The following is a 21,692-nucleotide window of genomic DNA, read 5'->3' on the forward strand; positions in this document are numbered from 1 at the left end:
TAGTGGCCCCGCACATCAAAGGAAAGACCCAATGCGCGCGCTTGCCCTGATCCTCGCCCTGCTCTGCAGCGCAACCGCCCTGCGTGCCGGGGACGAACGTGCCGGTGAATTCGACTATTACGTGCTGGCGCTGAGCTGGTCGCCGAACTGGTGCGCGCTGGAGGGCGATGCGCGGCGCTCGCCGCAATGCGCGCGGGATGCCGGCCACGGATGGGTTCTGCATGGTCTCTGGCCGCAGTTTCACCGCGGCTATCCCGCCTTCTGCCAGACCGCGCAGCGCCCGCCCTCGCGCGGGATGACGGCGGCGATGGCCGACATCATGGGCACCGGCGGGCTGGCCTGGCACCAGTGGAAGAAACACGGAAGCTGCAGCGGATTGTCCGCCGCCGATTATTACGCGCTGTCCCGGCAGGCCTATGGCACAATCCGCCGGCCCGAGGTGTTTCGGAAGCTGTCCCGGGACGTGCGCCTGCCCGCCTCGGTGGTGGAAGCGGCATTCCTCAAGGCCAATCCGGGGCTGGAGCCCGACGGGATCACCATCACCTGCCGCGACGGTCACATTCAGGAGGCGCGGATCTGCCTGAGCAAAACCCTCGATCCGGTGCCCTGCGGGCAGGATGTGGTGAAAGATTGCCGGATGAAAGATGCCCTGTTCACGCACATGCGCAATATTCCCTGACCTTGCACCTGTCGCCAGCGTCGGATGGATATTTGAAGCCAAAAAGAGGAGGGGGACGTCATGCCCCCTCCCCCTTCCGGAAAGCCTCGCTCTCTTTCTGGCACGGTCATCGGCGTCCCCGCCTGTACCGCAGAACCAACCTGCCCGATGAGGGTTAAGATTTTCTTACCCTCTCTTTTTGGCAGGCAAATATCCCTGCGCGACGGTGGCACCGCAAAAGACCTCACCGGTGGTGGGCTCAGGCGCGCCACGGACACCGGGCATCGCGTCGCGCGTCAGCGCGGCTTTTGGGTCAGGGGGCAACCTCCAGCACGATCTTGCCGATGTGCCCGCTGCCTTCCATCCGTGCATGGGCGGCGGCGGCCTCGGCCAGGGGATAGCTGCTGTCCATCACCGGTGCCACGCGCCCCGCCGACAACAGCGGCCAGACCGCCTCGCGCAGTTCCTGCGCAATCCGCGCCTTGTCCAGGTCGCTCTGCGGGCGCAGGGTGGATCCGGTCATGGTCAGCCGCCTGGTCATCAGCATGGCAAAGTTCACCTCGACCTTCGGCCCCTGCAGGAAGGCGATCTGCACCAGGCGGCCGTCCGGGGCCAGGGCCTTGAGGTTGCGGGGGATGTAATCCCCGCCCACCATGTCGAGAATGAGGTCGGCGCCGCCTTCCGCCTCCAGCACATCCACGAAATCCATGTCGCGATAGTTGATTGCCGCCTCGGCGCCAAGGTCCATGCAGGCGGCACATTTCTTGTCCGTGCCCGCCGTGGCAAAGACCCGCGCGCCAAAGGCATGGGCAAGCTGGATCGCCGTCGTCCCGATCCCTGAGGAGCCGCCATGCACCAGGAAGCGTTCGCCCGCCTTCAACCCGCCCCGCATGAAGACATTGGACCAGACGGTGAAAAAGGTCTCCGGCAGGCAGGCGGCTTCCTTCAGCCCCATGCCATCGGGCACCGGCAGGCAATGTGCAGCCGGGGTGGCCACATATTCGGCATAGCCGCCGCCGGGCAGCAGGGCGCAGACCTGATCGCCCAGGTCGATGCCGCTGACGCCCTCACCCAGCGCCACCACCTCGCCCGAGGCCTCCAGCCCCGGCAGGTCGCTGGCCGTGGGGGGCGGTGCATATTTCCCGGCCCGTTGCAGGGCATCGGGGCGGTTCACACCCGCATAGGCCACCTTGATCACCACCTGCCCATGGGCAGGCAAGGGCACCGGGCGGGTGGCCGGTTGCAGGACCTCCGGTCCACCGGGTTTGGTGATCTCCATCGCGGTCATTGTGTCACTCATCGGAATTCCTTTCACATCGCTTGCGTTTCAGCATAGGTCTTGCGCGCGCCGCGTCGACCCCGATAACTCTGCGCAAGGGTCAGGAACACCGGAGCAAGAGACAAGCATGACGGATCGGGACAGGTTCACCTGGCATGCCGATGCCCGGCTCTTTGCCGGGTCTGCGGAAATCGCGCGGCCCGCTGCGGCGGCTGTGCCTTCGGACCTGTGCATTCCGGCACATCCGACCGAGGCCTGCCTGACCCGGCTGACAGCACAGATCGCAGCGCGGGGCAGCTTCTGCCTGCGCGATGGCGCGCCGCTGACCGGGGCCGAGGTGCCCGCAACCCATTTCGTCACGCTGACCGGCGGCTCGACGGGCCTGCCCAAGGCGATCCTGCGCAGTCAGAAATCCTGGACCGCCAGTTTCGCGCAGAATGCGGCGATCTTTGGCATCGTGCCCGGGGACAGCATTGCGGTTCTGGGCAGGCTCAGCCATTCGCTGGCCCTCTATGGTGTCCTGGAGGGGCTGCATCTGGGCGCGGATGTGCATGTGCTCGACAGTCTTTCGCCCCGTGCGCAGATCGCCCATTGCCTGCGCCATGGGGTGCGGATCCTCTATGCGACGCCGACGCAGCTGCTGCGCCTCGCCCGCGCCGCAAAAGGCCAGTGCCTGCCGGCGCTGCGGCTGATCCTCTGCGGCGGGGGGGCGCTGCAGGCGACGGGCCGCGCCGCCGTCAGGCCGCTTGCCCCCAATGCCGCCCTGCATGTGTTCTATGGCGCCGCCGAGACCAGTTTTGTCACCCTTGGCGGGGCGGATACGCCGGATGGCGCGGTCGGCGCCGCCTATCCCGGCGTGACGCTGAGCATACTGGACGAGGCCGGGCAGAGCACCGGGGGCGTGGGCGAGGTCTGGGTGCGCAGCCCTTACCTGTTTGACGGGTATCTCGGCGCGCCGGGGGCTGAGGCGCATCGGCGGGACGGTTTCGTCTTTGTCGGCGAAATCGGCCATCTGGACGGGAACGGCCTGCTTTGGCTCAAGGGGCGCAGGACGCGGATGATCACGATTGCGGATCAGAACGTCTATCCCGAGGAAGTCGAGAATTTCATCACCGACCTGCCCGGCGTGGCCGCCTGTGCCGTTCTGCCCCTGCCCGATGCGCTGCGTGGCCATCGGCTTGTGGCCTGTCTCGAAGGGGCAAGGGACCCGCGCCTGAGCGCCGCGGTTACCGATGCCTGCAGGCGGCGCTTTGGCCCGCTTGTCGCGCCGCGGCGCGTTCATTTTCTCGATGACCTGCCCCGGCTGGTGTCGGGCAAAACCGATCACGCCGAACTGGCCCGCCTGCTGGAGGGCGGATCGTGAGCGCCTGGCTGGCAGCGGCCTGCCGCAGCGCGGTGGCCCCGCGTGACGGCGCGCTCTCGGCGCTGTCGCTGCACGAACTCGGTGCGCCGGTGATCAAGGCCGTTCTGGCGCAGGCGGGGCTGACCGCCGAGGATGTCGACGAGCTGATTGTCAGCAATGCCCTGGGGGCGGGTGGAAACCCGGCGCGGGTGCTGGCGCTGGCGGCCGGTCTGCCCGAACGGGTGGCGGGGCTGAGCATCGACCGCCAATGCGCGGGCGGTCTGGATGCGGTGGTTCTGGCGCGGCAGATGGTTCTGGCGGGGGCTGCGGATGTGGTTGTGGCCGGTGGCGTCGAAAGCTACTCGCGCCGCCCCCTGCGCCTGCGGCGCTTTGCGGATGGCCGCGCGCCGGAGGCTTATGAGCAGGCAGAGTTTACCCCCTGGCCCGACCGCGACCCCGACATGGCCGAGGCCGCCCAGGCCCTTGGTGCCTTGCTGGGAATCGGCCGGGAGGCGCAGGATGCCTGGGCGATGGCCAGCCATGCAAAGGCGCGCGCCCATGCAGTAGCGGCCGGAGAGATCATTCCCGTTGCGGGGCTGACGGCGGATGCCTTTACCCGTGATCTGCGGCCCGCCTTATGCCGGCGTGCCAGGGTTCTGACCGGCGACATCACCACAGCCAATACCGCCGTGGCCGCAGATGGCGCGGGATTTGTCGTTGTGGTGTCGGAACGGGCCGCGCGGCAGCTGCGGACGCCTGTGCAGGAAATCCTGGGCGGGGCGACGCGCGGCGGCACCCCGGATATGCCCGGCCTGGCCCCGGTTGCCGCGATTGAATATGTGCTGGCCACAGCCGGCAGGACCCCGCGCGACCTGCAGGCCGCCGAGGTGATGGAGGCCTATGCGGTGCAGGCCATCGCCTGTGTGCGCGGCGCGGGGATTGATCCACAGATCGTCAACACCGGCGGCGGGGCGCTGGCGCGCGGGCATCCCGTGGGGGCCTCCGGCGCGATCAACGCCGTGCGGCTGTTCCATACGCTGCGCCGGACGGGCGGGACCGGGCTGGCCGCGATTGCCGCCGCGGGCGGCCTCGGGACCGCCCTGTTGTTATCCGCGTGACAGCAGGCTTGCGGGGCGCGCCCGTGCCAGACCGGCGGTGATCAGACCTGCGAGGACGGCCTTGATCAGATCCCCCGGGATGAAGGCGGTCACCAGCCCCAGGGACTCAAGCGCGCTCTTGTCCAGCGCGCGCATCAGTCCCGCGATGCCAAAGACATAGATCACCACGATTCCGCCCAGCACCGAGGCAATCCCGGCGGCCCATGCCACCGGCAGGCGGCGGCTCCGCTCCATGATCAGGCCACAGACAAAGGCACCGACCGGCCAGCCGATCAGGAAGCCCGTGCTGGGTGTCGCAAAGACGCCGAGGCCGCCGCGCCCACCTGCCAGCAGCGGTAGGCCAAGTGCCACAAGGGCAATGAACAACAGCACGGCAAGACCGCCGCGCCGTGCGCCCAGAACCGTCCCGCAGAGCATCACGCCCAGCGTTTGCGCCGTGATCGGCACGCCGAAGCCCAGGGTAAACTTGGGGATCAGACCAAGTGCTGCGATCAGGGCCGCGAAAAGGGCGATGAGGGTCAGGGAGCGTTCCATGGCATAGGTCCTTTGAATTCCGACCCCGCAGCGGTAGGGGCTGAGGGCGAAACCGTCAAGTTACAACCCGCCCCGCGCGCGCAGGGCGTCGGCCACATGTTCCGCATCGTCTATCGCAAGCACGGCGAAGGGCGTGATGATGCGCCAACCCAGGCGGCGGACCGCACGGGCGCGCCAGGCCAGTGCCAGCATGCGGCCTTTGTCGGCCAGGACGGGGGTGAAGCGGATCACCAATGCCATTGCCAGCTCCACCAGATCGGTGCGCAGGCCAAAGGCGCGAAACGGGGTCAGCAGCCAGCGCACGACCCCCATCATGTCGGCGAGGCGCGTGGTCATGGTGACCAGATTGGCCAGTGCCACGGCGGTCATCATCCGCATCACGATCACCAGCCCGGCCCGAAGATCGGCAGTGACCAGATGCCACAGCAGGATCACCGCCGCAAAGATCCACAGCGGCCTGAGCCGGACGATCCCGGTGCGCAGGAACAGCGCCCCCGGCAGGGCGTAAAGCCCCAGGGTCAGCGCCAGGAAGACCCCGTGCCACAGCAGCGCCTTGGTGGCGAACAACACCACCGTCGCGGCACAGAGCGCCGCCAGCTTGGCCCCGGCGGGCCAGCCATGGGCACGGGTTTCAACCGGCGAGGTCAGAGAGATCATCAGCCGCCCCCAGTTCCACCATACGTGCCTCGAAGGCCTGCAACACGTCCTGTGGCCTGCCCTGCTGCATCACCGCGCCACCTTCCAGCCAGAGCACATGATCATAGCCGCGCACCATGCCGGGATCATGGGTGATTTGGACCAGGGTCGCCTCCAGCCCTTCCAATACCCGGGACAGATGCATGGCGGTGGGAATATCGAGCCCGGCAAATGGTTCGTCCAGCAGGATCACCTGCGGGCGCATGGCCAGGATCGACATCAGGCAGACCAGCTGCCGCTGGCCCTGCGAAAGCTGGTGGATCGCGGCGCGCGCCCAATGGCCCTTGTTGAACTGCCCGAGGATCGCCTGAACCTGTTGCGCCACCTCCGCAGGGGCATGGCCCATCTGCGCGAGGCCAAAGGCGATTTCCTCTTCCACGGTGGGAAAGATGATCTGGTGGTCGGGGTTCTGGAACAGGATGCCCACGGCCCCCAGCGCCGCCTTGCGGTCCTTTGCCACCCGGGCACCGGCGATACGGACCTGCCCGCTGTCCGCCGCGACCAGCCCTGCGAGCACACGGGCGAAGGAGGTCTTGCCCGATCCGTTGCGTCCCACCACGCCGATGCGGCGGGCGTTGCTGACCAGGGTTACATCGGACAACACAGGCACGCCATTCGGCGCATATGTGATGTTTTGTGCATCTATCAGCGGCATGAGGCGGGTCTGTTCCGGCTGGGATCAAGGCGCTACCGCCTAGCATGTCTGGCCGGGGTGTAAAGGCACCCGCGCCAGATTGCACCCGTTTTGGCCCGAGTTCCCGGGGCAAGCGCCCCGCCTCAAACTTGTATCAGGTTAAAGGCGGGGCACTGTAATCAATCCCGCGGGGCGGTCCATGACCCCGGCAGATCGCCCTTGGGAAAGCGGCTGGGCGCCTTGATGTGGCTCAACAGCCAGTTCGGCCCCGCCATGAGCTTGCTGAGGGTCGGGCTCTGGTTCACCTGCGCCTTGAGCTTTTCGATCTGCATCACATTGTCGACGCGCCGGTCCAGGAAGGCCCAGGTGCGCATGTGGCCTTCGCTGTCGTCGCCCAGCCAGTACAGGACGGTGGAGGAATAGACACCGCCCAGGGTGGCCCGTTTGGTATACCAGTTCACATCCTCGGATGTGTCGCCCAGCGCGTTCCAGATGGCATCGCAGGTTTCCCAGATCAGCTTCGCGCCATCGGGCGCATATTGCGGCAGCGCAAACAGGGTGGTGCCCCGCCGGACCAGTTCCTTGTCCTGCACCTGTTCCAGACGCAGGCGGACCGCCCGTGCCACGCGGTCGCGGAAACGCAGGTCTTCAAGGTTTTCGGATTTCAGCGCGGCCAGCATCGCGGCATCGCCCTGCCGGTGATAGGCCACCGCCAGATCGACCGCGCCGCGCGGGCAGACCGCGCGCGCCACTGTCGGGTCCACGCCACTTTCGTCGATGGCGGCCTTGAAGGTCACCTCCGACCAGCCATCGAAGGGCACATGCGGCAAGGCCGCATCCAGCAGTTTCAGCCTGGGGTCGGTTGCTGCCTTGGTCATCTTGCGCTCCTTTTTTGCGGTCCTGTCGGACATACCTTCCAATTGCGGTCCTGTCGGACTCGACAAACAGTTTCAAGGTTGATATAGGGCCATTTCCTGCAAATCCTTGCAACTTTTTCCTAGAAAGGTGGTGACAACCACATGCAGGTTAGTGTTCGCGACAACAATGTCGATCAGGCCCTCCGGGCTCTGAAGAAAAAGCTCCAGCGCGAAGGCGTGTTCCGCGAAATGAAGCTCAAGCAACATTTCGAGAAACCCTCCGAGAAAAAAGCGCGCGAGAAAGCTGAAGCGATCCGCCGTGCCCGCAAGCTGGCACGCAAAAAAGCGCAACGCGAAGGCATGATGTAAATCATTCCCGCGATGCCGGAAATCAGAACCCCCGCAGCCCCGCGCTGCGGGGGTTTTCTTTGGCCTGCCGTCCGGGCCCCGGGCCGGTCAGAACAGCGCGCGGCGCAGCAGGTTCAGCCCCATCAGCAGGAAAAGCCAGAGGAACACCCGGCGGAAGGCCCTGGCGCTCATCCGGCGGCGCAGCACCTCGCCCAGGGTAAAGCCCGCCAGCGTCGGTACGATCATCGCCGCCGAAAGCGGCCCGGTGGTCCCGTTCAGGATGCCCGACTGCCAGAAGCCGATGGCAAGGGGCACGCCCCCGATCAGGATAAAGAGGCCCGAGGCGCGCACGAATTCATCCGCATCGGTGCGCCGGGCGATGAGGTAGGTCACAAAGGGCGGCGACCAGATGCCGGTAAAGCCCCCCAGCACGCCCGCGCTGATCCCCGTGACCGCCTGTGCTGTCCGGTCCCAGCGGTCGGGAACCGGTGGCGGGGTCCCCAGCAGGTTCGAGACGGCAAAGACGACAATGGCGGCCCCGATGGCGCCGAGCAGGAATTCGGGCGAGACCGAGGCAGTGAAGAACGTCGTCAGCCAGAGCGATCCGCCCAGCAGTGCCATCAGCAGCCAGTAGCGCCGCAGCGTGCCCAGCCCCGCCCCGGCGCGGATCACCTGCCAGACATTCGACACCAGAAGCGGCAGCACGATGATCGCCAGGGCAGTGGTGGGCGGCAGGAACTGGCCCATGATCCCCATCGCGACCGTCGGCAGGCCCAGCCCGATCACACCCTTGATCGTGCCGGCAAACAGGAACACGGCGGCCACCAGCAGGCCCATCTCGGGTTCAATCTGCATTCAGACAGGCAATGCGGTGGTTTTGCAGACGGTGCGCAAGGCAAAGCTGGACTGCATGGTCTGCACCCCCGGCAGCCGTGCGAGATGCTGGCGGTGGATGCGCGCGAAGTCTTCGGTATTCTCGGCCACCACTTTCAACAGGTAATCGGCAGAGCCCGCCATCAGGTGGCACTCCAGCACATCGGGAATCCGCGCGACGGATTTTTCGAATGCGTCCAGTGTTTCATCGGCCTGGCCCTGCAGGGTAATCTCCACAAAGACCGTTGTCGGCACCCCGAGTTTCCGGGGATTCAGCAGGGCGACATAATCGCTGATATAGCCGGTCCGCTCCATCCGCTGGACCCTGCGGTGGCAGGCGGAGGGGGACAGATGGACATCGTCGGACAGTTCGGCGTTTGACATCCGCCCGTTGCGTTGAAGTGCCCTGAGGATACGGCGATCAATCTCGTCGAGACTCATCGGCGCAAGACTTTCGCGTATATGTTGATCATGGCGCAATGATATCCTGATAAATGCCGGTCGCGCCACCTTTATTCGTGTCCCTTTGCGTGCAGAATTGCCCATGCTTCCGCCAATAAATCAACAGGGGACTCATCATGAAAATCGGCTGCCCGAAAGAGATCAAACCGCAGGAATTCCGCGTTGGGCTGACCCCCTCGGCGGCGCTGGAGGCGACAACGGCAGGACATGAGGTCCTGATCGAGACCGGCGCGGGCATCGGCGCGGGCTTCGAGGACAGCGATTACCAGGCCGCCGGTGCGCAGATCATCGGGACCGCGAAGGAGGTTTTCGCCGCCGCCGACATGATCGTGAAGGTCAAGGAGCCGCAGGCCGTGGAGCGCAAGATGCTGCGCGAGGGCCAGGTGCTGTTCACCTATCTTCACCTTGCCCCCGACCCCGAGCAGACACGCGACCTGATGGCCTCAGGCGCGACCTGCATCGCCTATGAAACCGTAACCGACCGCATGGGCGGCCTGCCCCTGCTGGCACCAATGTCCGAGGTTGCGGGCCGTCTGGCACCGCAGGTTGGCGCATGGACCCTGCAAAAGGCCAACGGCGGACGCGGCGTGCTGATGGGCGGTGTGCCCGGTGTGAACCCGGCCCGCGTCATGGTGATCGGCGGCGGTGTTGTCGGCACCCATGCGGCGCGGATCGCGGCGGGCATGGGCGCGGATGTGACCGTGCTGGACCGGTCCCTGCCCCGGATGCGCTATCTCGACGATGTCTTCGGCGGCACCTTCAAGACCGCCTATGCCTCTGCCCAGAACACCATGGAGCTGGCGCGTCAGGCCGACATGATCATCGGCGCGGTGCTGATTCCCGGTGCTGCGGCGCCCAAGCTGATTTCCCGCGCACAATTGTCCGAACTGAAACCCGGTGCGGCGCTTGTCGATGTGGCGATTGACCAGGGCGGGTGTTTCGAGACGTCAAAGGCAACCACGCACCAGGATCCGGTCTATGAGGTCGACGGGATCATGCATTATTGCGTGGCCAACATGCCGGGTGCCGTTGCGCGCACTTCGACCATCGCGCTTGGCAATGCGACCATGCCCTTCATGCTGGCGCTGGCCAACAAGGGCTGGCGTCAGGCCTGCGAAGAGGACGAGCACCTGCTGAACGGATTGAACGTACATGCGGGCAAACTGACCTATCATGCGGTGGGCAAGGCGCTGGGGATCGACGTGTTGTCACCCCGGCTTGCGCTGAAGGCGTAACGTCAGACACCAGTCAAACCCGGCTTTGTGTCACCTCGTCGTCCCTGAATGCTGCAGCACGTCAGGAGGAGGTGGCAGGGGCCAAGCGGTCATAGGTGAGAATGCGGCGAAGCTCCGGTCGGGCCCAAGGTAATGCAATGTGCGGGCCGGGCCGGCGCTTGCGTCGGATGGCCTGATCACCCGCCTTGCCGCACCCCCTGCTCGGCGCGCTGGAACTCCCGGAAACCGTTTTCCATGGCCGGGATGATGGAGATAATTTCAAAGTACGGCACGGACAACAGTGCCGTATTGCGCAGCCTCTCCATGACGAAATAATAGGCCTGCATGTCGGTCGTCTCGAACACGGCCACGTCGGAGCAATAACCGCTGAAGGCTTCCGCATCGTAGAACCGCATGGTCACGCGGTCGTCCACCATCGCCGTGCCAAGGCATGCCGCAGCGATCCTGTCGCGTTCCCCGGGCGGCTGGCGCAACCAGGCCGGTGTGGCGCGCATGTTGACAAAAATGGTCCATTTCATCGGGCATTCCTTTTTCCCTGCTTGCAGTTCATTAGTATGAGCAATCGCTCACATTCCTCTACTCGCTTCTGGAGGTGGCCCTGGAGATGCGGATAAACCCCCGAAAAACACCAACGCAGGCCCGCGCCCGCGTCAGTTACGACGCCATCCTGGAGGCGGCTGCTCGCATTCTGGTGGCAGAAGGGTTTGACCGGCTGAACACCAACCGCGTGGCCGAGGTCGCGGGGGTGAGCATCGGGACGCTGTATCAATATTTCCCGTCTAAGGAGGCGATCCTGGCCGAGATCATCCGCCGGGAGCGCGCTCAACTGCTGGAAGATGTGCAGACAGCCACCCGCGACATGGCCGCGGAGGATGTGGAGACCACCCTGGAGAGGTTGCTGCACGCGGCCGTCGGCCATCAGCTGCGCCGGCCCAAACTGGCCCGGATGCTGGAATATGCCGATGCTGTCCTCCCGCTGGAGGAAGAAACAAAGGCCCTGAACGCCGCCATTCTACAAAGGGTCGCAGCATTTCTGACCCATGCGGGGCTGGAGGATGCCGAACTGCTGGCCCGCGATCTGGTGGCGGCGCTGCGTGGCATGATTGATGCCGCAGGCATGGCCGGTGAAACCGATCAGGAGGCACTGTTGCTCAGATCCGGGCGGCTGGCGCGCGGATACCTCGGCCTGGGGTCAAGCCCGGCTGCGGGCGACTGAAGCGCCGGAAACAGAAAAAGGCCCACCAAAGCGGGCCTTTGATCGAAAGCGGAGCGGATCACTTGCCCTTGGCAAGCTGGTCGCGGATTTCCAGCAGAACGTCCAGCTCCGACGGCCCGGTCTCGACTTCGGGAGCGACCTCTTCGGGTTTCTCGGCCGCTGATTTGACGCGGTTGACCATCTTGACCAGCATGAAGACCACAAAGGCGATGATCAGGAAATTGATGACCGCCATGATGAAGGCGCCATAGGCAAAGACAGAGGCGCCCGCCTCCCGCGCGGCTTCCAATGAGGCACCGGCAGGCACGTCACCGGCCAGCACGGCATAGTTATTGGTAAAATCCACCCCGCCCGAGAACAGGCCGATGATCGGATTGATCAGATCGCCGACCAGCGATGTCACGATGGCGGTAAAGGCCGCGCCGATGATGATACCGACGGCCATGTCCATAACATTGCCCTTGGCGATGAAGTCCTTGAATTCGTTAATCACAACATGTCCCTCTTTCCAGTAGATGCCCGGACGGCTTTCGGTCCGTTCAGCAATGCACATTTGTTAGCATAACTTCGCACAGGTGGAAGTCTGTTACTGCGGGGAAAAGCAACTACCTTGCATCATGAAACCAAAGGAGCCCTCCATGTCAGTTTTCGATTCCTTCCCCATCGCCCGCAAATGGCCGCCGAAAGACCCGGGCGTATTGCAGCTTTATTCCTTTCCCACGCCGAACGGCGTCAAGGTCTCCATCGCGCTGGAGGAAATGGGCATTCCCTATGAGGCGCACAAAGTCACCCTGTCGGATGCCGACGTGAAAAGCCCGGAGTTCCTGTCGCTGAACCCCAACAACAAGATCCCGGCGTTCATTGACCCGAAAGGGCCGGACGGCACACCTGTGGGCCTTTTCGAATCCGGCGCGATCCTGATCTATCTGGCAGAAAAGTCAGGCAAGCTGATCGGCAGCACCGCGACCGAAAAGGCGCATGTCATCCAGTGGCTGATGTTCCAGATGGGCGGTCTTGGTCCGATGCTGGGCCAGCTCGGCTTTTTCTACAAATTCGCCGGATCCGAATGGGAAGACAAACGCCCCCAGCAACGCTACGTCAACGAGGCAAAGCGCCTGCTGAACGTGCTGAACCTGGCACTTGAGGGCAAGGATTGGATTGCCGGTGACTATTCCATCGCCGACATCGCCATCGCGCCCTGGCTGCGGGGGCTCGATTTTTATGGCGCGAAAGAGGTGGTGGGCTGGGAAGATCACAGCAACCTGGTGGATTATCTGGAACGGTTCACTGCCCGCCCCGCAGTGCAGAAGGGTCTGGTGACACCCCCGCGGGAATGACCGGCACCGTTTCTGGCAGGGCGGACAAACTGTCGGTCAGCATTGGCGGCATGTCAAAGCCGTTGCGCCAGATCACATAGGCCATGATCGGGTGCTCCCCGGTTTCCATCGCGTGGGGCTGGTTGCTGGCATGTGTGCTGGTGTCGCCCGCGTACAGGACTTCGGGTTCGCACCCGGCGCGCATGAACAGGGCATCCCCCGCCACGGTCAGGTACATTTCCTCGGCCGGGTGGTGGTGCCAGCGGTAGTGCAGGTGCGGTGGCATATAGACCATCCACGCGCGCATCCGGTCACTGTGAAACGCGCCGCCCTCGCCGATCAGGCAAAAGCAGCCAAACCGCTCCATGAAATCCTGGCCGATATCCGTACCTTTGTAGGTTTCATGCCAGAGCGCTTGGCCACCGGCGGCAAGAAAGGCATCGCGCAGGGCGTCGTTACACCCATCATACAGCCCGGTTTCAGCCGCCATAACGGCCGCTGCCGGCACTTCGAACGGCGCGACATCCTGCGGGCGCAGATCGTCGGGGAACGGACAGAAGGCCTGCAGGGCGGGATGCGCCTCGTGTGTGGCGCGGGCCGTGGCCAGAAGGTGGTCCCAGACTTTCCGGTCCGCCGCAATCGTTTGCATCCTCGCGCCCTCCCTGAAGCTGGTGGGAGATGTAAGAAAGGCCGCATCGCGCGACGCGCCTGATTGCGACGCGGCAGCGTCGAAAACGCGCCGCCGAACACGTAGGATCAATGAACGGGTCCTGGGGCCTAATCCGGCAGCGTGCCGTTCAGCACATAGCGCAGGATCTGCACCACCTGCGCCGGTTCCGACGCAACCGCCAGGGCAGCGGCATCCACTTCCTTCAGCGCATGGGCATGGTCAGGCCCGTGCAGAATGATCAGCGACTTGCCCAGGGCGGCGGCATAGCCCGCGTCGAATGCGGCGTTCCATTGCTTGTATTGATCGCCAAAGCGCACAACCACCACATCCGCATCCGCAATCCCCTTGCGGGTGCGGATGGCGTTCATCTGCGCGCCCTTGCGGTCGTGCCAGAACTTGTCCGCCTCCGCGCCCAGGATCGCCACGCCGCAATCGTCGCTGGCGGCGTGGTCGGTGACCGGACCGTCAAAGGCGACATCCAGCCCGCTGGCCCCCTCGACGATCTGTTCGCGCCAATCGGTGTGGATTTCGCCGGACAGGTAAACTCTGAGCATATGTCCCCCTTAACCGCGCAGAACGCCGCCCGTGGCCTTGGTGACCTTTTCGATCACCTTGGCCCCGACCGCCTCGATATCCGCGTCTTTCAATGTGGTTTCGCTGGGCTGCATCCGCACCGTGATCGCCAGCGACTTTTTACCCTCGCCCAGCGATCCGCCGATAAATTCGTCGAAGACGCGCACATCCTCGATCAGCGACTTGTCCGCGCCCAGCGCCGCATTGACCAGCGTCAGCGCCTCGACCCCGGCATCCACGACAAAGGCAAAGTCACGCTCAACCGCCTGCAGATCGCTGATCCGAAGCGCGGCACGGGTGGCCCCGGCCTTGCGCGGCAGCGGGATTTCATCAGGCCAGATGGTAAAGGCCATGGCGGGCCCCTTCACGTCCATCGCGGTCAGGATTTTCGGATGCACTTCGCCGAAGATGCCCAGGATCTTCTTCGGGCCCAGGCAGATCATGCCGTGCCGGCCCGGATGCCAGTAATCCGGCGCGCCGCGCAGAATCTGCACCCGCGCCGGGGCGCCCATCGCCGACAGCACCGCTTCCGCATCCGCCTTGACGTCAAAGACATCCACGGGCCGGGACGCGCCATGCACATCCTTGGGTCCGGTGCGCCCGATCAGCAGCCCGGTGATCATCTCCGCCTGTTCACCCGGCTCGCCCCCCTGAAAGGCCGGGCCGACCTCGAACAGTGCCATATCCGCATGGCCCCGCGCCTGGTTGCGCGCGGCCGCCTGCAACAATCCCGGCAAAAGCGCCGGGCGCATGTGGCTCATGTCGGCTGAGATCGGGTTTTCCAGCCGGGTCGCATCCGTGCCGCCCCCGAAAAGCGCGGCTGAGGCCTGGTCAATGAAGCTGTAGGAGACGCATTCGTTATAGCCCAGCGCGGCGGTGGCACGGCGCGCCGCCCCGATCCGGCGCTGTGTCGGAGACAGCACGGGGCGCGGCACACCTGCGGTCAGGCGCGGCAGCGGCCGCCCCTCCAGCTTGGTCAGCGAGGCGATACGGGCCACCTCTTCCACCAAGTCCGCCTCTCCCTGAACATCGGGCCGCCATGTCGGCACATGGGCCATGTTGCCTTCCAGCCGGAAGCCCAGCGATGTCAGCGTCTGGCGCTGATCGCTTTCGGGAATGGTCATGCCGACCAGCGACTGCACCCTTGCCGCGTCCAGCTTGTAGGCGCGGGCCGTGTCCGGGATCTGCCCCGCCACCACAACCTCGGAAGCCTCGCCGCCCGCGTGATCCAGGATCATCCGGGTGGCATGTTCGATGCCAAAAGGCGTCCAGGCCGGGTCGATCCCGCGCTCGAACCGGTAACGCGCATCGGAATTGATCTTGAGCGCGCGGCCCGTATAGGCGGTGCGCACCGGATCGAAATAGGCCGCCTCGATGAAGACATTGGTGGTTTCCGCCGTGCAGCCCGACCCGGCGCCGCCCATGACACCGCCAATGCTTTCCACGCCATCGGCGTCGGAAATCAGGGTCATGCCCGCTTCGAATGTATATTCCTTGTCGTCGAGCGCCATTATCGTCTCGCCGCCCAGGGCGCGATGTACCCGCAGCGCATTGCCCGCGATCTTGTCCGCGTCAAAGACGTGCAGCGGGCGGTTGCGGTCATAGGTGAAGAAGTTCGTGACATCCACGAGGAAGGAGATCGGCCGCAACCCGATGGCGCGCAGGCGGTCCTGCAGCCAGGCAGGTGACGGGCCATTGGTCACGCCCCGGATCATGCGGCCGTAAAACACCGGACATTGGTCGCGTGTGTCCTCGTCGATGCTGACGGTGACCGGACAGGGGAAGGCACCCTCCACCGCATCCACGTCGCGCGGTTTCAGCTTGCCCAGACCGCGTGCCGCCAGATCGCGGGCGATGCCGCGCACGCCCAGCGCATCGGGGCGGTTGGGGGTGATGGCAATCTCGATCACCGGATCAACCTTGGCCGGGTCATTCTGGGCCAGCCAGTCGACAAACCGCTGCCCCACCTCGCCCGAGGGCAGTTCGATGATGCCGTCGTGTTCCTCGCTCAGTTCCATCTCGCGCTCGGAGGCCATCATGCCATAGCTCTCGATGCCGCGGATCTTGCCCACGCCGATGGTCGTGTCGATGCCGGGCACATAGACGCCGGGCTTGGCGACCACCACGGTGATGCCTGCACGCGCATTGGGCGCGCCACAGATGATCTGGGTCACACCTTCGTCGGTTTCGACCTGACAGACGTTCAGGCGGTCCGCATCAGGATGCTTTTCCGCAGATTTCACGTAACCGATGGTAAAATCCGCCAGTTTCGCGCCGCGGTCCTCGACCCCTTCGACCTCCAGACCCAGATCGGTCAGGGCATAGGTGATTTCATCGACCGAAGCGGTCGTATCCAGATGCTCTTTCAGCCAGGACAGGGTGAATTTCATATCGTCGTTCCTACGCTACGAATGCCAATCGGCAGGATGTATTCTAGGTCAGATCCAGATATCTTTGTTGACTCAAAAACATCTTCTCGCATTGCACATACAAGGTCCACTGACCGTTGATTTAGGTCTTCAGGGCCAATGCCATCGCCATCAACATGCGTACCTTCATGCACCATTGAAAGGGCACGAAGGACGTCGTCAGATGCCAGAAGCGCAAGCTGCAGGCGAGCTTTGTCATATTGCTCGGTGCCTCGCGCCCTTTCACGGAAGTCGAAGTGATAGAGCGCTGATAACATCGCCTCATAGGCGGTGCGTCTTTTCTCGATAAGTGCTTCTTTTCGATCAACAGATTTTTGGTAGAGATAGGCGGCTGAACCAAAAGCTGAAGCAACTAGAGCGGCAAGTATTGTCTCGACAATCACCGACTCAACCCCCCATGCAAATTCGGCTGGTCCAGCGAGGCGAACCCATAGTGCCGCAGCCAGCGCAGGTCTGAATCAAAGAAGGCCCGCAGGTCCGGCACGCCGTATTTCAGCATCGCGATGCGGTCGATCCCCATGCCAAAGGCAAAGCCCTGCCACTGATCCGGATCCACCCCGCCGGAGCGCAGCACATGGGGGTGCACCATGCCGCTGCCCAGCACCTCCAGCCAGCCGTCGCCCTCGCCGATGCGCAACTGGCCATCGACCCAGGAACACTGGATGTCGACCTCTGCCGAGGGTTCGGTGAAGGGGAAATGCGAGGCGCGGAAGCGTGTCTTGATCCCGTCGATCTCGAAGAAGGCGGCAAAGAATTCCTCAAGCACCCACTTGAGGTTCGCCATGGAGATATCGCGGTCAATCGCCAGCCCCTCGACCTGGTGGAACATCGGCGTATGGGTCTGGTCGTAATCCGCGCGATAGACGCCACCTGGGCAAATGATGCGCAGCGGCGCGCCCTGCGCTTCCATCGTGCGGATCTGCACCGGGGAGGTATGGGTGCGCAGCACATGTGGCGGGCGGTTGTCGCCTTCCGCGCGCGCCATATAGAAGGTGTCCATTTCCGCCCGTGCCGGGTGGTGGCCGGGGATGTTGAGCGCGTCGAAATTGTACCAGTCGGTGTCGATGCGCGGCCCTTCCGCGACGGAGAAGCCCATCTCGGCAAAAATTGCCGTCAGCTCCTCGGTCACCTGGCTGATCGGGTGGATCGTGCCCTGCCGCCGGGCGCGGGTGGGCAAGGTCACATCCAGCCATTCGCTGCGCAGGCGCTCGTTCAGTGCCGCGTCGCCCAGCGCCGCCTTCTTGGCCGCGAGGGCGGAGTTGATCTCGTCCTTCAGGGCATTCAGCGCGGGACCGGCCACTTGCCGTTCTTCCGGGGTCATCTTGCCCAGCTCGCGCATTTTCAGCGCAATCTCACCCTTCTTGCCCACGGCGGTGACACGGATGTCTTCGAGGGAGGCCTCGTCCGCCGCATCGGCAATCCGGGAAAGGTATTTCTGCTTGAGATCGTCCATCGCAATCGTCCTTCAACTGTCGGGGTCGTGCTAGCAGACTGGCCGCTGAATACAAGCCATGCGGGGCGTGAAGCGGGTTCAGATGCCCGGGTGCAGCCAGGCCGACAGATAGGGGCGCAGGCGCTGGTCCAGCGGCACGGCGTTGTGCAGTGCGCAGAAATGCAGCGCCATCGCCTGGGTGACAAATGCCTGCACCCCTTCGGCCAGCAGATCCGGGGAGACATCGCGGCGAAACGGGCCCTGGTCCAGCCATGCGGCAACAACCTCGGCCTGGCGCACAAAGGTGGTGGCAATCGGTCCGATCTCCTCTGCCAGCGCCGCGCCGGAGTGGCGCAGGATCACGTCAAAGACATAGCGTTCGCAGGTCATGAAACGCAGTAACGGCATCAGAACCGTGACAAATTCATCCACGTCGCGCGGGGCGGACAGATCCGCGATGGCATCAAGGTGGCGGTCGATCTCGGCCCCGATCAGCAGATCCATCAGTGCATCCTTGTCGGGGAAATGGGCAAAGAAGGTGCCCTTGGCCACCCCCGCCTTTGCCACGACATCCTCGACCCGCAGCGCGGCATAGCCCTGCGCCGCGACCAGCCCCTTGGCCGCGGCCACCAGCCGGGCGCGGGTTTCGAGGGTGCGTTTCTGGACAGCCTGTTTCATTCCCCAGATGTGGCACGATCCCTGACCGCGGTCAAATTTGATTATTGACCGTGGTCATTTTAACCGCTAGCAATTAATGACCACGGTCAATTACAAGGAATCACCATGTCGAAACGCATCTACATCCTGAATGGCCACCCGGCCGAAACCTCCCTGAACCGCGCCTTGGCCGAATCCTATGCCGTCGCGGCGCGTGCAGCGGGGCATGAGGTGCGCCTGACCCATATCGCAGCGATGGATTTCGACCCCGACCATGGATTTGCAGGTTTTGGCAAAACCAAGCCGCTGGAGCCCGCCCTGGAAAGGCTGCTGGCGGACATCGAATGGGCAGAGCATGTCGTCCTGACCGCGCCGATGTGGTGGGGCGGCATTCCGGCCAAGCTGAAGGGCGCGATTGACCGGGCGTTCCTGCCGGGCCGGACCTTTGACAGCCGGGTGCCCAGGGGCAAGATGCCCAAACCATTGCTCTCGGGCCGTTCGGCGCGGTTGATCCTGACCTCGGACACGCCTAGATGGTTCCTGTCGCTGATCTATCGCAATGCGATCCTGCATCAGATGCGCGGGCAGATCCTGCGCTTTGTCGGAATCAAACCGACCAGGGTAAGCTTTTTCTCTGCCGCAAGCAGCCCCGGGGCCGGGCAGGTTGACGGCTGGCTGGCGAATGTGGGGCAATTGGGCAAGGCGGGGGTCTGAGCCGCAACGCTGGTGCGCGGCCCCTGTAACGCGCCCTGCCCCCTGCCGGCCGGAAACCCGCAGCCGCACAGCCAGTGCCACCCATGCTGAACCTGCCCAAACAAAAAGGCCCCCGCATCGCTGCGGGGGCCTTTTGAAATTTCCGACTGGCGCGGATTACGCGGCCAGTGACGCCTGTGCCTGCTTGACGATCGCACCGAAGGCTTCGGGTTCGTGCACGGCCAGGTCGGCCAGAACCTTACGGTCCACTTCGATGCCGGCCAGGTTCAGACCGTTGATGAAACGGCTGTATGTCAGCGATTCGTCATGGGAGCGCACAGCGGCGTTGATCCGCTGGATCCACAGCGCGCGGAAGTTCCGCTTGCGGTTCTTGCGGTCACGTGTGGCGTATTGGTTCGCCTTGTCGACCGCCTGTGTGGCGACCTTGAAGACGTTCTTGCGGCGGCCGTAGTAACCTTTGGCGGCCTTGACGATCTTCTTGTGACGGGCGTGGGTGACTGTACCACCTTTAACTCGGGACATCTCGGTTCTCCTCTATCAGCGGTCGTAGGGCATATAGCCCTTGATGATCTTTGCATCGGGCTCTGACAGAACTGTCGTGCCGCGTGCGTCGCGGATGAATTTCTTGGTCCGCTTGATCATGCCATGGCGTTTGCCGGCCTGACCCCCGATGACCTTACCGGTCGCCGAGATCTTGAAGCGCTTCTTGGCGCTCGATTTCGTCTTCATCTTGGGCATTTCCGTCTCCGTCTATTGAGTTCGGTTGACGCGCGACTCGGCATGCCACGTTGGCCGGACGCGCGGGTTGAGTGAGGGCGTATAGGAGGGTTGTGCCGGTTTGGCAAGTGCCGCGATGCGGTTGCGCGGCTGCTGGTTTACCGGCGCATCCGCCGGCCGGTGAAACCTCGTCCGGCCTCAGGGCATATAGCGGGCGACGACATCCACAAAGACATCCGGCACCTCTTCCAGCGCATAGCCCTGCGGCTTGTTCTGCGCAGCATAGAGGACCAGCCCCCCGGCGATCAGGATCGTCAGCGCCGAGGCGCGCGGCGCGCGCCTGTCAGACAGGGCCGACAGGATGGACGGGATCGAGAGCGCCCCGATCACGATGCCGAGGACAAGTGCCAGATCAGGGTCCATTACCGACCACTCCTGATTGAGAAAAAATCAACTACCTGAACAGGCTACTCCGGATCGGATGCAAAAATCAAACTTTCGTCGCAGGGGGCAACGCGCAGGATATTGGTGGTGCCCGGCACGTTGAAGGGCACGCCGGCGGTGACGACAATCAGGTCTTTCGCCTGTGCGAAACCTTCGGCGGTTGCCGCCTTGACGGCCGCGACAACCGCCAGCTTGAACCGGTCCAGCGGCGGTGTGATCACGCAGTTCGTGCCCCAGCTCAATGCAAGCCGCCGGGCGGTGCGCACATCGGGGGTCAGCGCGATGATCGGCACGCGGGGCCGCTCACGGGCTGTGAGCACGGCGGTGGTCCCGCTTTGGGTAAAGCAGCAGATCGCCTTGATCTCGGTGGTTTCCGCAATCTCGCGGGCCGCAGCAACAATGGCGTCGGCCACGGTTTCACGGTCGGCGATGCGCGAGGATTCGATGATCTGGGTATAGGTCGGGTCCAGCTCCACCTCGGAGGCGACATTGTTCATGGTCTGCACCGCCTCGACCGGATAGGCGCCCGCCGCGGATTCGGCCGAGAGCATGACAGCATCGGCCCCCTCATAGATCGCGGTGGCCACGTCCGACACTTCCGCCCGGGTGGGCATCGGGCTTTCGATCATCGATTCCAACATCTGGGTGGCGACGATCACCGGCTTGCCCGCCATACGGCATTTGCGCACCAGGCGTTTCTGGATCGGCGGGACGTTCTGCACCGGCAGTTCGACACCCAGATCGCCGCGTGCGACCATGATGCCGTCGCTGACCGCCAGAATGTCGTCGAACCGCGTCACCGCCGAGGGTTTTTCGATCTTGGACAGGATGGAGGCCCGTCCCTTTGCCAGATCGCGTGCTTCGGTCACGTCTTCGGGGCGCTGCACAAAGCTCAGCGCCAGCCAGTCCACGCCCAGGCCGCAGACAAATTCCAGATCCGCGCGGTCCTTGTCCGACAGCGCCGCCAGCGGCAGCACAACATCGGGCACGTTCACCCCTTTGCGGTTGGAAATGATGCCGCCGATCACCACTTCGCAATTGGCAAAATCCGGACCGCAGTCCTTGACCTTCAGCCTGATCTTTCCGTCATTGACCAGCAGGGTCGCCCCCGGCTCAAGCGCCTGGAAAATCTCGGGGTGGGGCAGGTTGACCCGGCTTGCATCACCTTCCGCCTCGTCCAGATCGAGCCGGAAACTGGCACCGGGATCAAGCTGTTCGCTGTCACCGGCAAAGACACCCACGCGCAGTTTCGGGCCCTGCAGGTCAGCCAGAATGCCGATGGTGCTGCCAAGGTTCTCTTCGACCTCGCGGATGATGCGGTGCTTTTCGCGGATTTCCTCGTGGCTGCCATGGCTCATGTTCAGGCGAAACACGTCCGCCCCGGCCTTGTGCAGCGTTTCGATCATCTCGTAGGTATCGGATGCAGGGCCCAAGGTTGCCACGATCTTTACGTTGCGCAGGCGTCTCATGTGATTTTCCCTGTTCTTT

General features: G+C 64.1%; 27 protein-coding genes. 8 read left to right on the plus strand and 19 right to left on the minus strand.

Features of this window, described 5'->3' with window-relative positions:
* Positions 1–31 precede the first annotated feature (31 nt).
* Positions 32–679: a ribonuclease T2 gene (locus PVW51_RS00405; protein WP_274573171.1), complete on the plus strand. Its 648-nt coding sequence runs from the start codon at positions 32–34 to the stop codon at positions 677–679.
* 292 nt (positions 680–971) lie between these two features.
* Here the strand turns inward: PVW51_RS00405 and PVW51_RS00410 are convergent, their stop codons facing one another.
* A complete protein-coding gene (locus tag PVW51_RS00410; protein WP_274573172.1) occupies positions 972–1,958 on the minus strand; it encodes an NAD(P)H-quinone oxidoreductase in 987 nt (328 codons plus the stop codon).
* 106 nt (positions 1,959–2,064) lie between these two features.
* On the opposite strand from PVW51_RS00410, the gene PVW51_RS00415 reads away from it, so the two are divergent.
* A complete protein-coding gene (locus PVW51_RS00415) occupies positions 2,065–3,300 on the plus strand; it encodes a class I adenylate-forming enzyme family protein (RefSeq protein ID WP_274573173.1) in 1,236 nt (411 codons plus the stop codon).
* Entirely contained in the window at positions 3,294–4,397 is a 1,104-nt protein-coding gene (locus tag PVW51_RS00420; protein WP_274573512.1) for a thiolase family protein, read from the plus strand. The genes PVW51_RS00415 and PVW51_RS00420 overlap by 7 nt, the downstream gene beginning before the upstream one ends.
* Here the strand turns inward: PVW51_RS00420 and PVW51_RS00425 are convergent.
* From PVW51_RS00425 to PVW51_RS00440, 4 genes are all read right to left on the minus strand, one after another.
* Positions 4,386–4,931 carry a biotin transporter BioY gene (locus PVW51_RS00425; protein WP_274573174.1) on the minus strand — a complete coding sequence of 182 codons (546 nt, stop codon included), beginning with the start codon at positions 4,929–4,931 and terminating at the stop codon, positions 4,386–4,388. The two genes, PVW51_RS00420 and PVW51_RS00425, sit on opposite strands and share 12 nt — an antisense overlap.
* A 60-nt stretch (positions 4,932–4,991) precedes the next feature.
* Complete coding sequence (locus PVW51_RS00430; protein ID WP_274573175.1) at positions 4,992–5,588, minus strand: energy-coupling factor transporter transmembrane component T family protein; 597 nt, start codon at positions 5,586–5,588, stop codon at positions 4,992–4,994.
* The gene (locus tag PVW51_RS00435) at positions 5,563–6,282 is read right to left on the minus strand and encodes an energy-coupling factor ABC transporter ATP-binding protein (protein ID WP_274573176.1); all 720 of its coding nucleotides are present in this window, start codon (positions 6,280–6,282) and stop codon (positions 5,563–5,565) included. The genes PVW51_RS00430 and PVW51_RS00435 overlap by 26 nt, the downstream gene beginning before the upstream one ends.
* Positions 6,283–6,440: 158 nt before the next feature.
* Positions 6,441–7,139, minus strand: a complete 699-nt coding sequence (locus tag PVW51_RS00440; protein ID WP_274573177.1) for a COQ9 family protein — start codon at positions 7,137–7,139, stop codon at positions 6,441–6,443.
* Positions 7,140–7,280: 141 nt separating this feature from the next.
* Here PVW51_RS00440 and rpsU point away from each other — a divergent pair, with 141 nt between their 5' ends.
* Positions 7,281–7,487, plus strand: a complete 207-nt coding sequence (rpsU, locus tag PVW51_RS00445; RefSeq protein WP_007118112.1) for a 30S ribosomal protein S21 — start codon at positions 7,281–7,283, stop codon at positions 7,485–7,487.
* Between the two features lie 87 nt (positions 7,488–7,574).
* Here the strand turns inward: rpsU and PVW51_RS00450 are convergent, their stop codons facing one another.
* Both PVW51_RS00450 and PVW51_RS00455 read right to left on the minus strand, forming a co-directional pair.
* On the minus strand, positions 7,575–8,321 hold the full coding sequence (locus PVW51_RS00450) for a sulfite exporter TauE/SafE family protein (protein WP_274573180.1): 747 nt from the start codon (positions 8,319–8,321) through the stop codon (positions 7,575–7,577).
* Positions 8,322–8,780, minus strand: a complete 459-nt coding sequence (locus tag PVW51_RS00455; protein WP_274573181.1) for an Lrp/AsnC family transcriptional regulator — start codon at positions 8,778–8,780, stop codon at positions 8,322–8,324.
* A 137-nt stretch (positions 8,781–8,917) separates the two neighbouring features.
* Here PVW51_RS00455 and ald point away from each other — a divergent pair, with 137 nt between their 5' ends.
* Positions 8,918–10,036 carry an alanine dehydrogenase gene (ald, locus tag PVW51_RS00460; protein ID WP_114277391.1) on the plus strand — a complete coding sequence of 373 codons (1,119 nt, stop codon included), beginning with the start codon at positions 8,918–8,920 and terminating at the stop codon, positions 10,034–10,036.
* A gap of 176 nt (positions 10,037–10,212) precedes the next feature.
* On the opposite strand, the gene PVW51_RS00465 is transcribed toward ald, so the two are convergent.
* Positions 10,213–10,554, minus strand: a complete 342-nt coding sequence (locus PVW51_RS00465) for a darcynin family protein (protein WP_269364093.1) — start codon at positions 10,552–10,554, stop codon at positions 10,213–10,215.
* A gap of 86 nt (positions 10,555–10,640) precedes the next feature.
* Between PVW51_RS00465 and PVW51_RS00470 the strand changes: the two genes are divergently transcribed.
* Positions 10,641–11,252 carry a TetR/AcrR family transcriptional regulator gene (locus PVW51_RS00470; protein WP_274573182.1) on the plus strand — a complete coding sequence of 204 codons (612 nt, stop codon included), beginning with the start codon at positions 10,641–10,643 and terminating at the stop codon, positions 11,250–11,252.
* A gap of 58 nt (positions 11,253–11,310) precedes the next feature.
* On the opposite strand, the gene mscL is transcribed toward PVW51_RS00470, so the two are convergent.
* A complete protein-coding gene (gene mscL / locus PVW51_RS00475; RefSeq protein ID WP_269364234.1) occupies positions 11,311–11,745 on the minus strand; it encodes a large conductance mechanosensitive channel protein MscL in 435 nt (144 codons plus the stop codon).
* 145 nt (positions 11,746–11,890) lie between these two features.
* On the opposite strand from mscL, the gene PVW51_RS00480 reads away from it, so the two are divergent.
* Complete coding sequence (locus tag PVW51_RS00480) at positions 11,891–12,589, plus strand: glutathione S-transferase family protein (protein ID WP_274573183.1); 699 nt, start codon at positions 11,891–11,893, stop codon at positions 12,587–12,589.
* On the opposite strand, the gene PVW51_RS00485 is transcribed toward PVW51_RS00480, so the two are convergent.
* The 6 genes from PVW51_RS00485 to PVW51_RS00510 form a co-directional block, all read right to left on the minus strand.
* Positions 12,537–13,217, minus strand: coding sequence for a dimethylsulfonioproprionate lyase family protein (locus PVW51_RS00485; protein ID WP_274573184.1), 681 nt, complete (start codon positions 13,215–13,217; stop codon positions 12,537–12,539). The two genes, PVW51_RS00480 and PVW51_RS00485, sit on opposite strands and share 53 nt — an antisense overlap.
* 128 nt (positions 13,218–13,345) lie before the next feature.
* Complete coding sequence (locus PVW51_RS00490) at positions 13,346–13,792, minus strand: YtoQ family protein (RefSeq protein ID WP_274573185.1); 447 nt, start codon at positions 13,790–13,792, stop codon at positions 13,346–13,348.
* Positions 13,793–13,801: 9 nt separating this feature from the next.
* Complete coding sequence (gene pheT / locus PVW51_RS00495; RefSeq protein WP_274573186.1) at positions 13,802–16,201, minus strand: phenylalanine--tRNA ligase subunit beta; 2,400 nt, start codon at positions 16,199–16,201, stop codon at positions 13,802–13,804.
* Positions 16,198–16,623, minus strand: a complete 426-nt coding sequence (locus PVW51_RS00500; protein WP_274573187.1) for a hypothetical protein — start codon at positions 16,621–16,623, stop codon at positions 16,198–16,200. The genes pheT and PVW51_RS00500 overlap by 4 nt, the downstream gene beginning before the upstream one ends.
* A complete protein-coding gene (pheS, locus tag PVW51_RS00505; RefSeq protein ID WP_114277385.1) occupies positions 16,620–17,693 on the minus strand; it encodes a phenylalanine--tRNA ligase subunit alpha in 1,074 nt (357 codons plus the stop codon). The genes PVW51_RS00500 and pheS overlap by 4 nt, the downstream gene beginning before the upstream one ends.
* A gap of 78 nt (positions 17,694–17,771) precedes the next feature.
* Positions 17,772–18,350, minus strand: a complete 579-nt coding sequence (locus PVW51_RS00510) for a TetR/AcrR family transcriptional regulator (RefSeq protein WP_274573188.1) — start codon at positions 18,348–18,350, stop codon at positions 17,772–17,774.
* A gap of 105 nt (positions 18,351–18,455) precedes the next feature.
* Between PVW51_RS00510 and PVW51_RS00515 the strand changes: the two genes are divergently transcribed.
* Positions 18,456–19,043, plus strand: coding sequence for an NAD(P)H-dependent oxidoreductase (locus PVW51_RS00515; RefSeq protein WP_274573189.1), 588 nt, complete (start codon positions 18,456–18,458; stop codon positions 19,041–19,043).
* Between the two features lie 156 nt (positions 19,044–19,199).
* Here PVW51_RS00515 and rplT read toward each other — a convergent pair whose 3' ends face one another.
* The 4 genes from rplT to pyk form a co-directional block, all read right to left on the minus strand.
* Positions 19,200–19,565 (minus strand): 50S ribosomal protein L20, encoded by a 366-nt coding sequence (gene rplT / locus PVW51_RS00520; protein ID WP_067295078.1) that lies wholly within the window; start codon positions 19,563–19,565, stop codon positions 19,200–19,202.
* 15 nt (positions 19,566–19,580) lie between these two features.
* A complete protein-coding gene (gene rpmI / locus PVW51_RS00525) occupies positions 19,581–19,781 on the minus strand; it encodes a 50S ribosomal protein L35 (RefSeq protein WP_071973065.1) in 201 nt (66 codons plus the stop codon).
* 177 nt (positions 19,782–19,958) lie between these two features.
* Entirely contained in the window at positions 19,959–20,183 is a 225-nt protein-coding gene (locus PVW51_RS00530; protein ID WP_274573190.1) for a hypothetical protein, read from the minus strand.
* A 44-nt stretch (positions 20,184–20,227) separates the two neighbouring features.
* Positions 20,228–21,673 (minus strand): pyruvate kinase, encoded by a 1,446-nt coding sequence (pyk, locus tag PVW51_RS00535; protein WP_269364074.1) that lies wholly within the window; start codon positions 21,671–21,673, stop codon positions 20,228–20,230.
* Positions 21,674–21,692: the final 19 nt, after the last annotated feature.

It is taken from the genome of Sulfitobacter sp. PR48 (genome assembly GCF_028807335.1).
Taxonomy (GTDB): domain Bacteria; phylum Pseudomonadota; class Alphaproteobacteria; order Rhodobacterales; family Rhodobacteraceae; genus Sulfitobacter.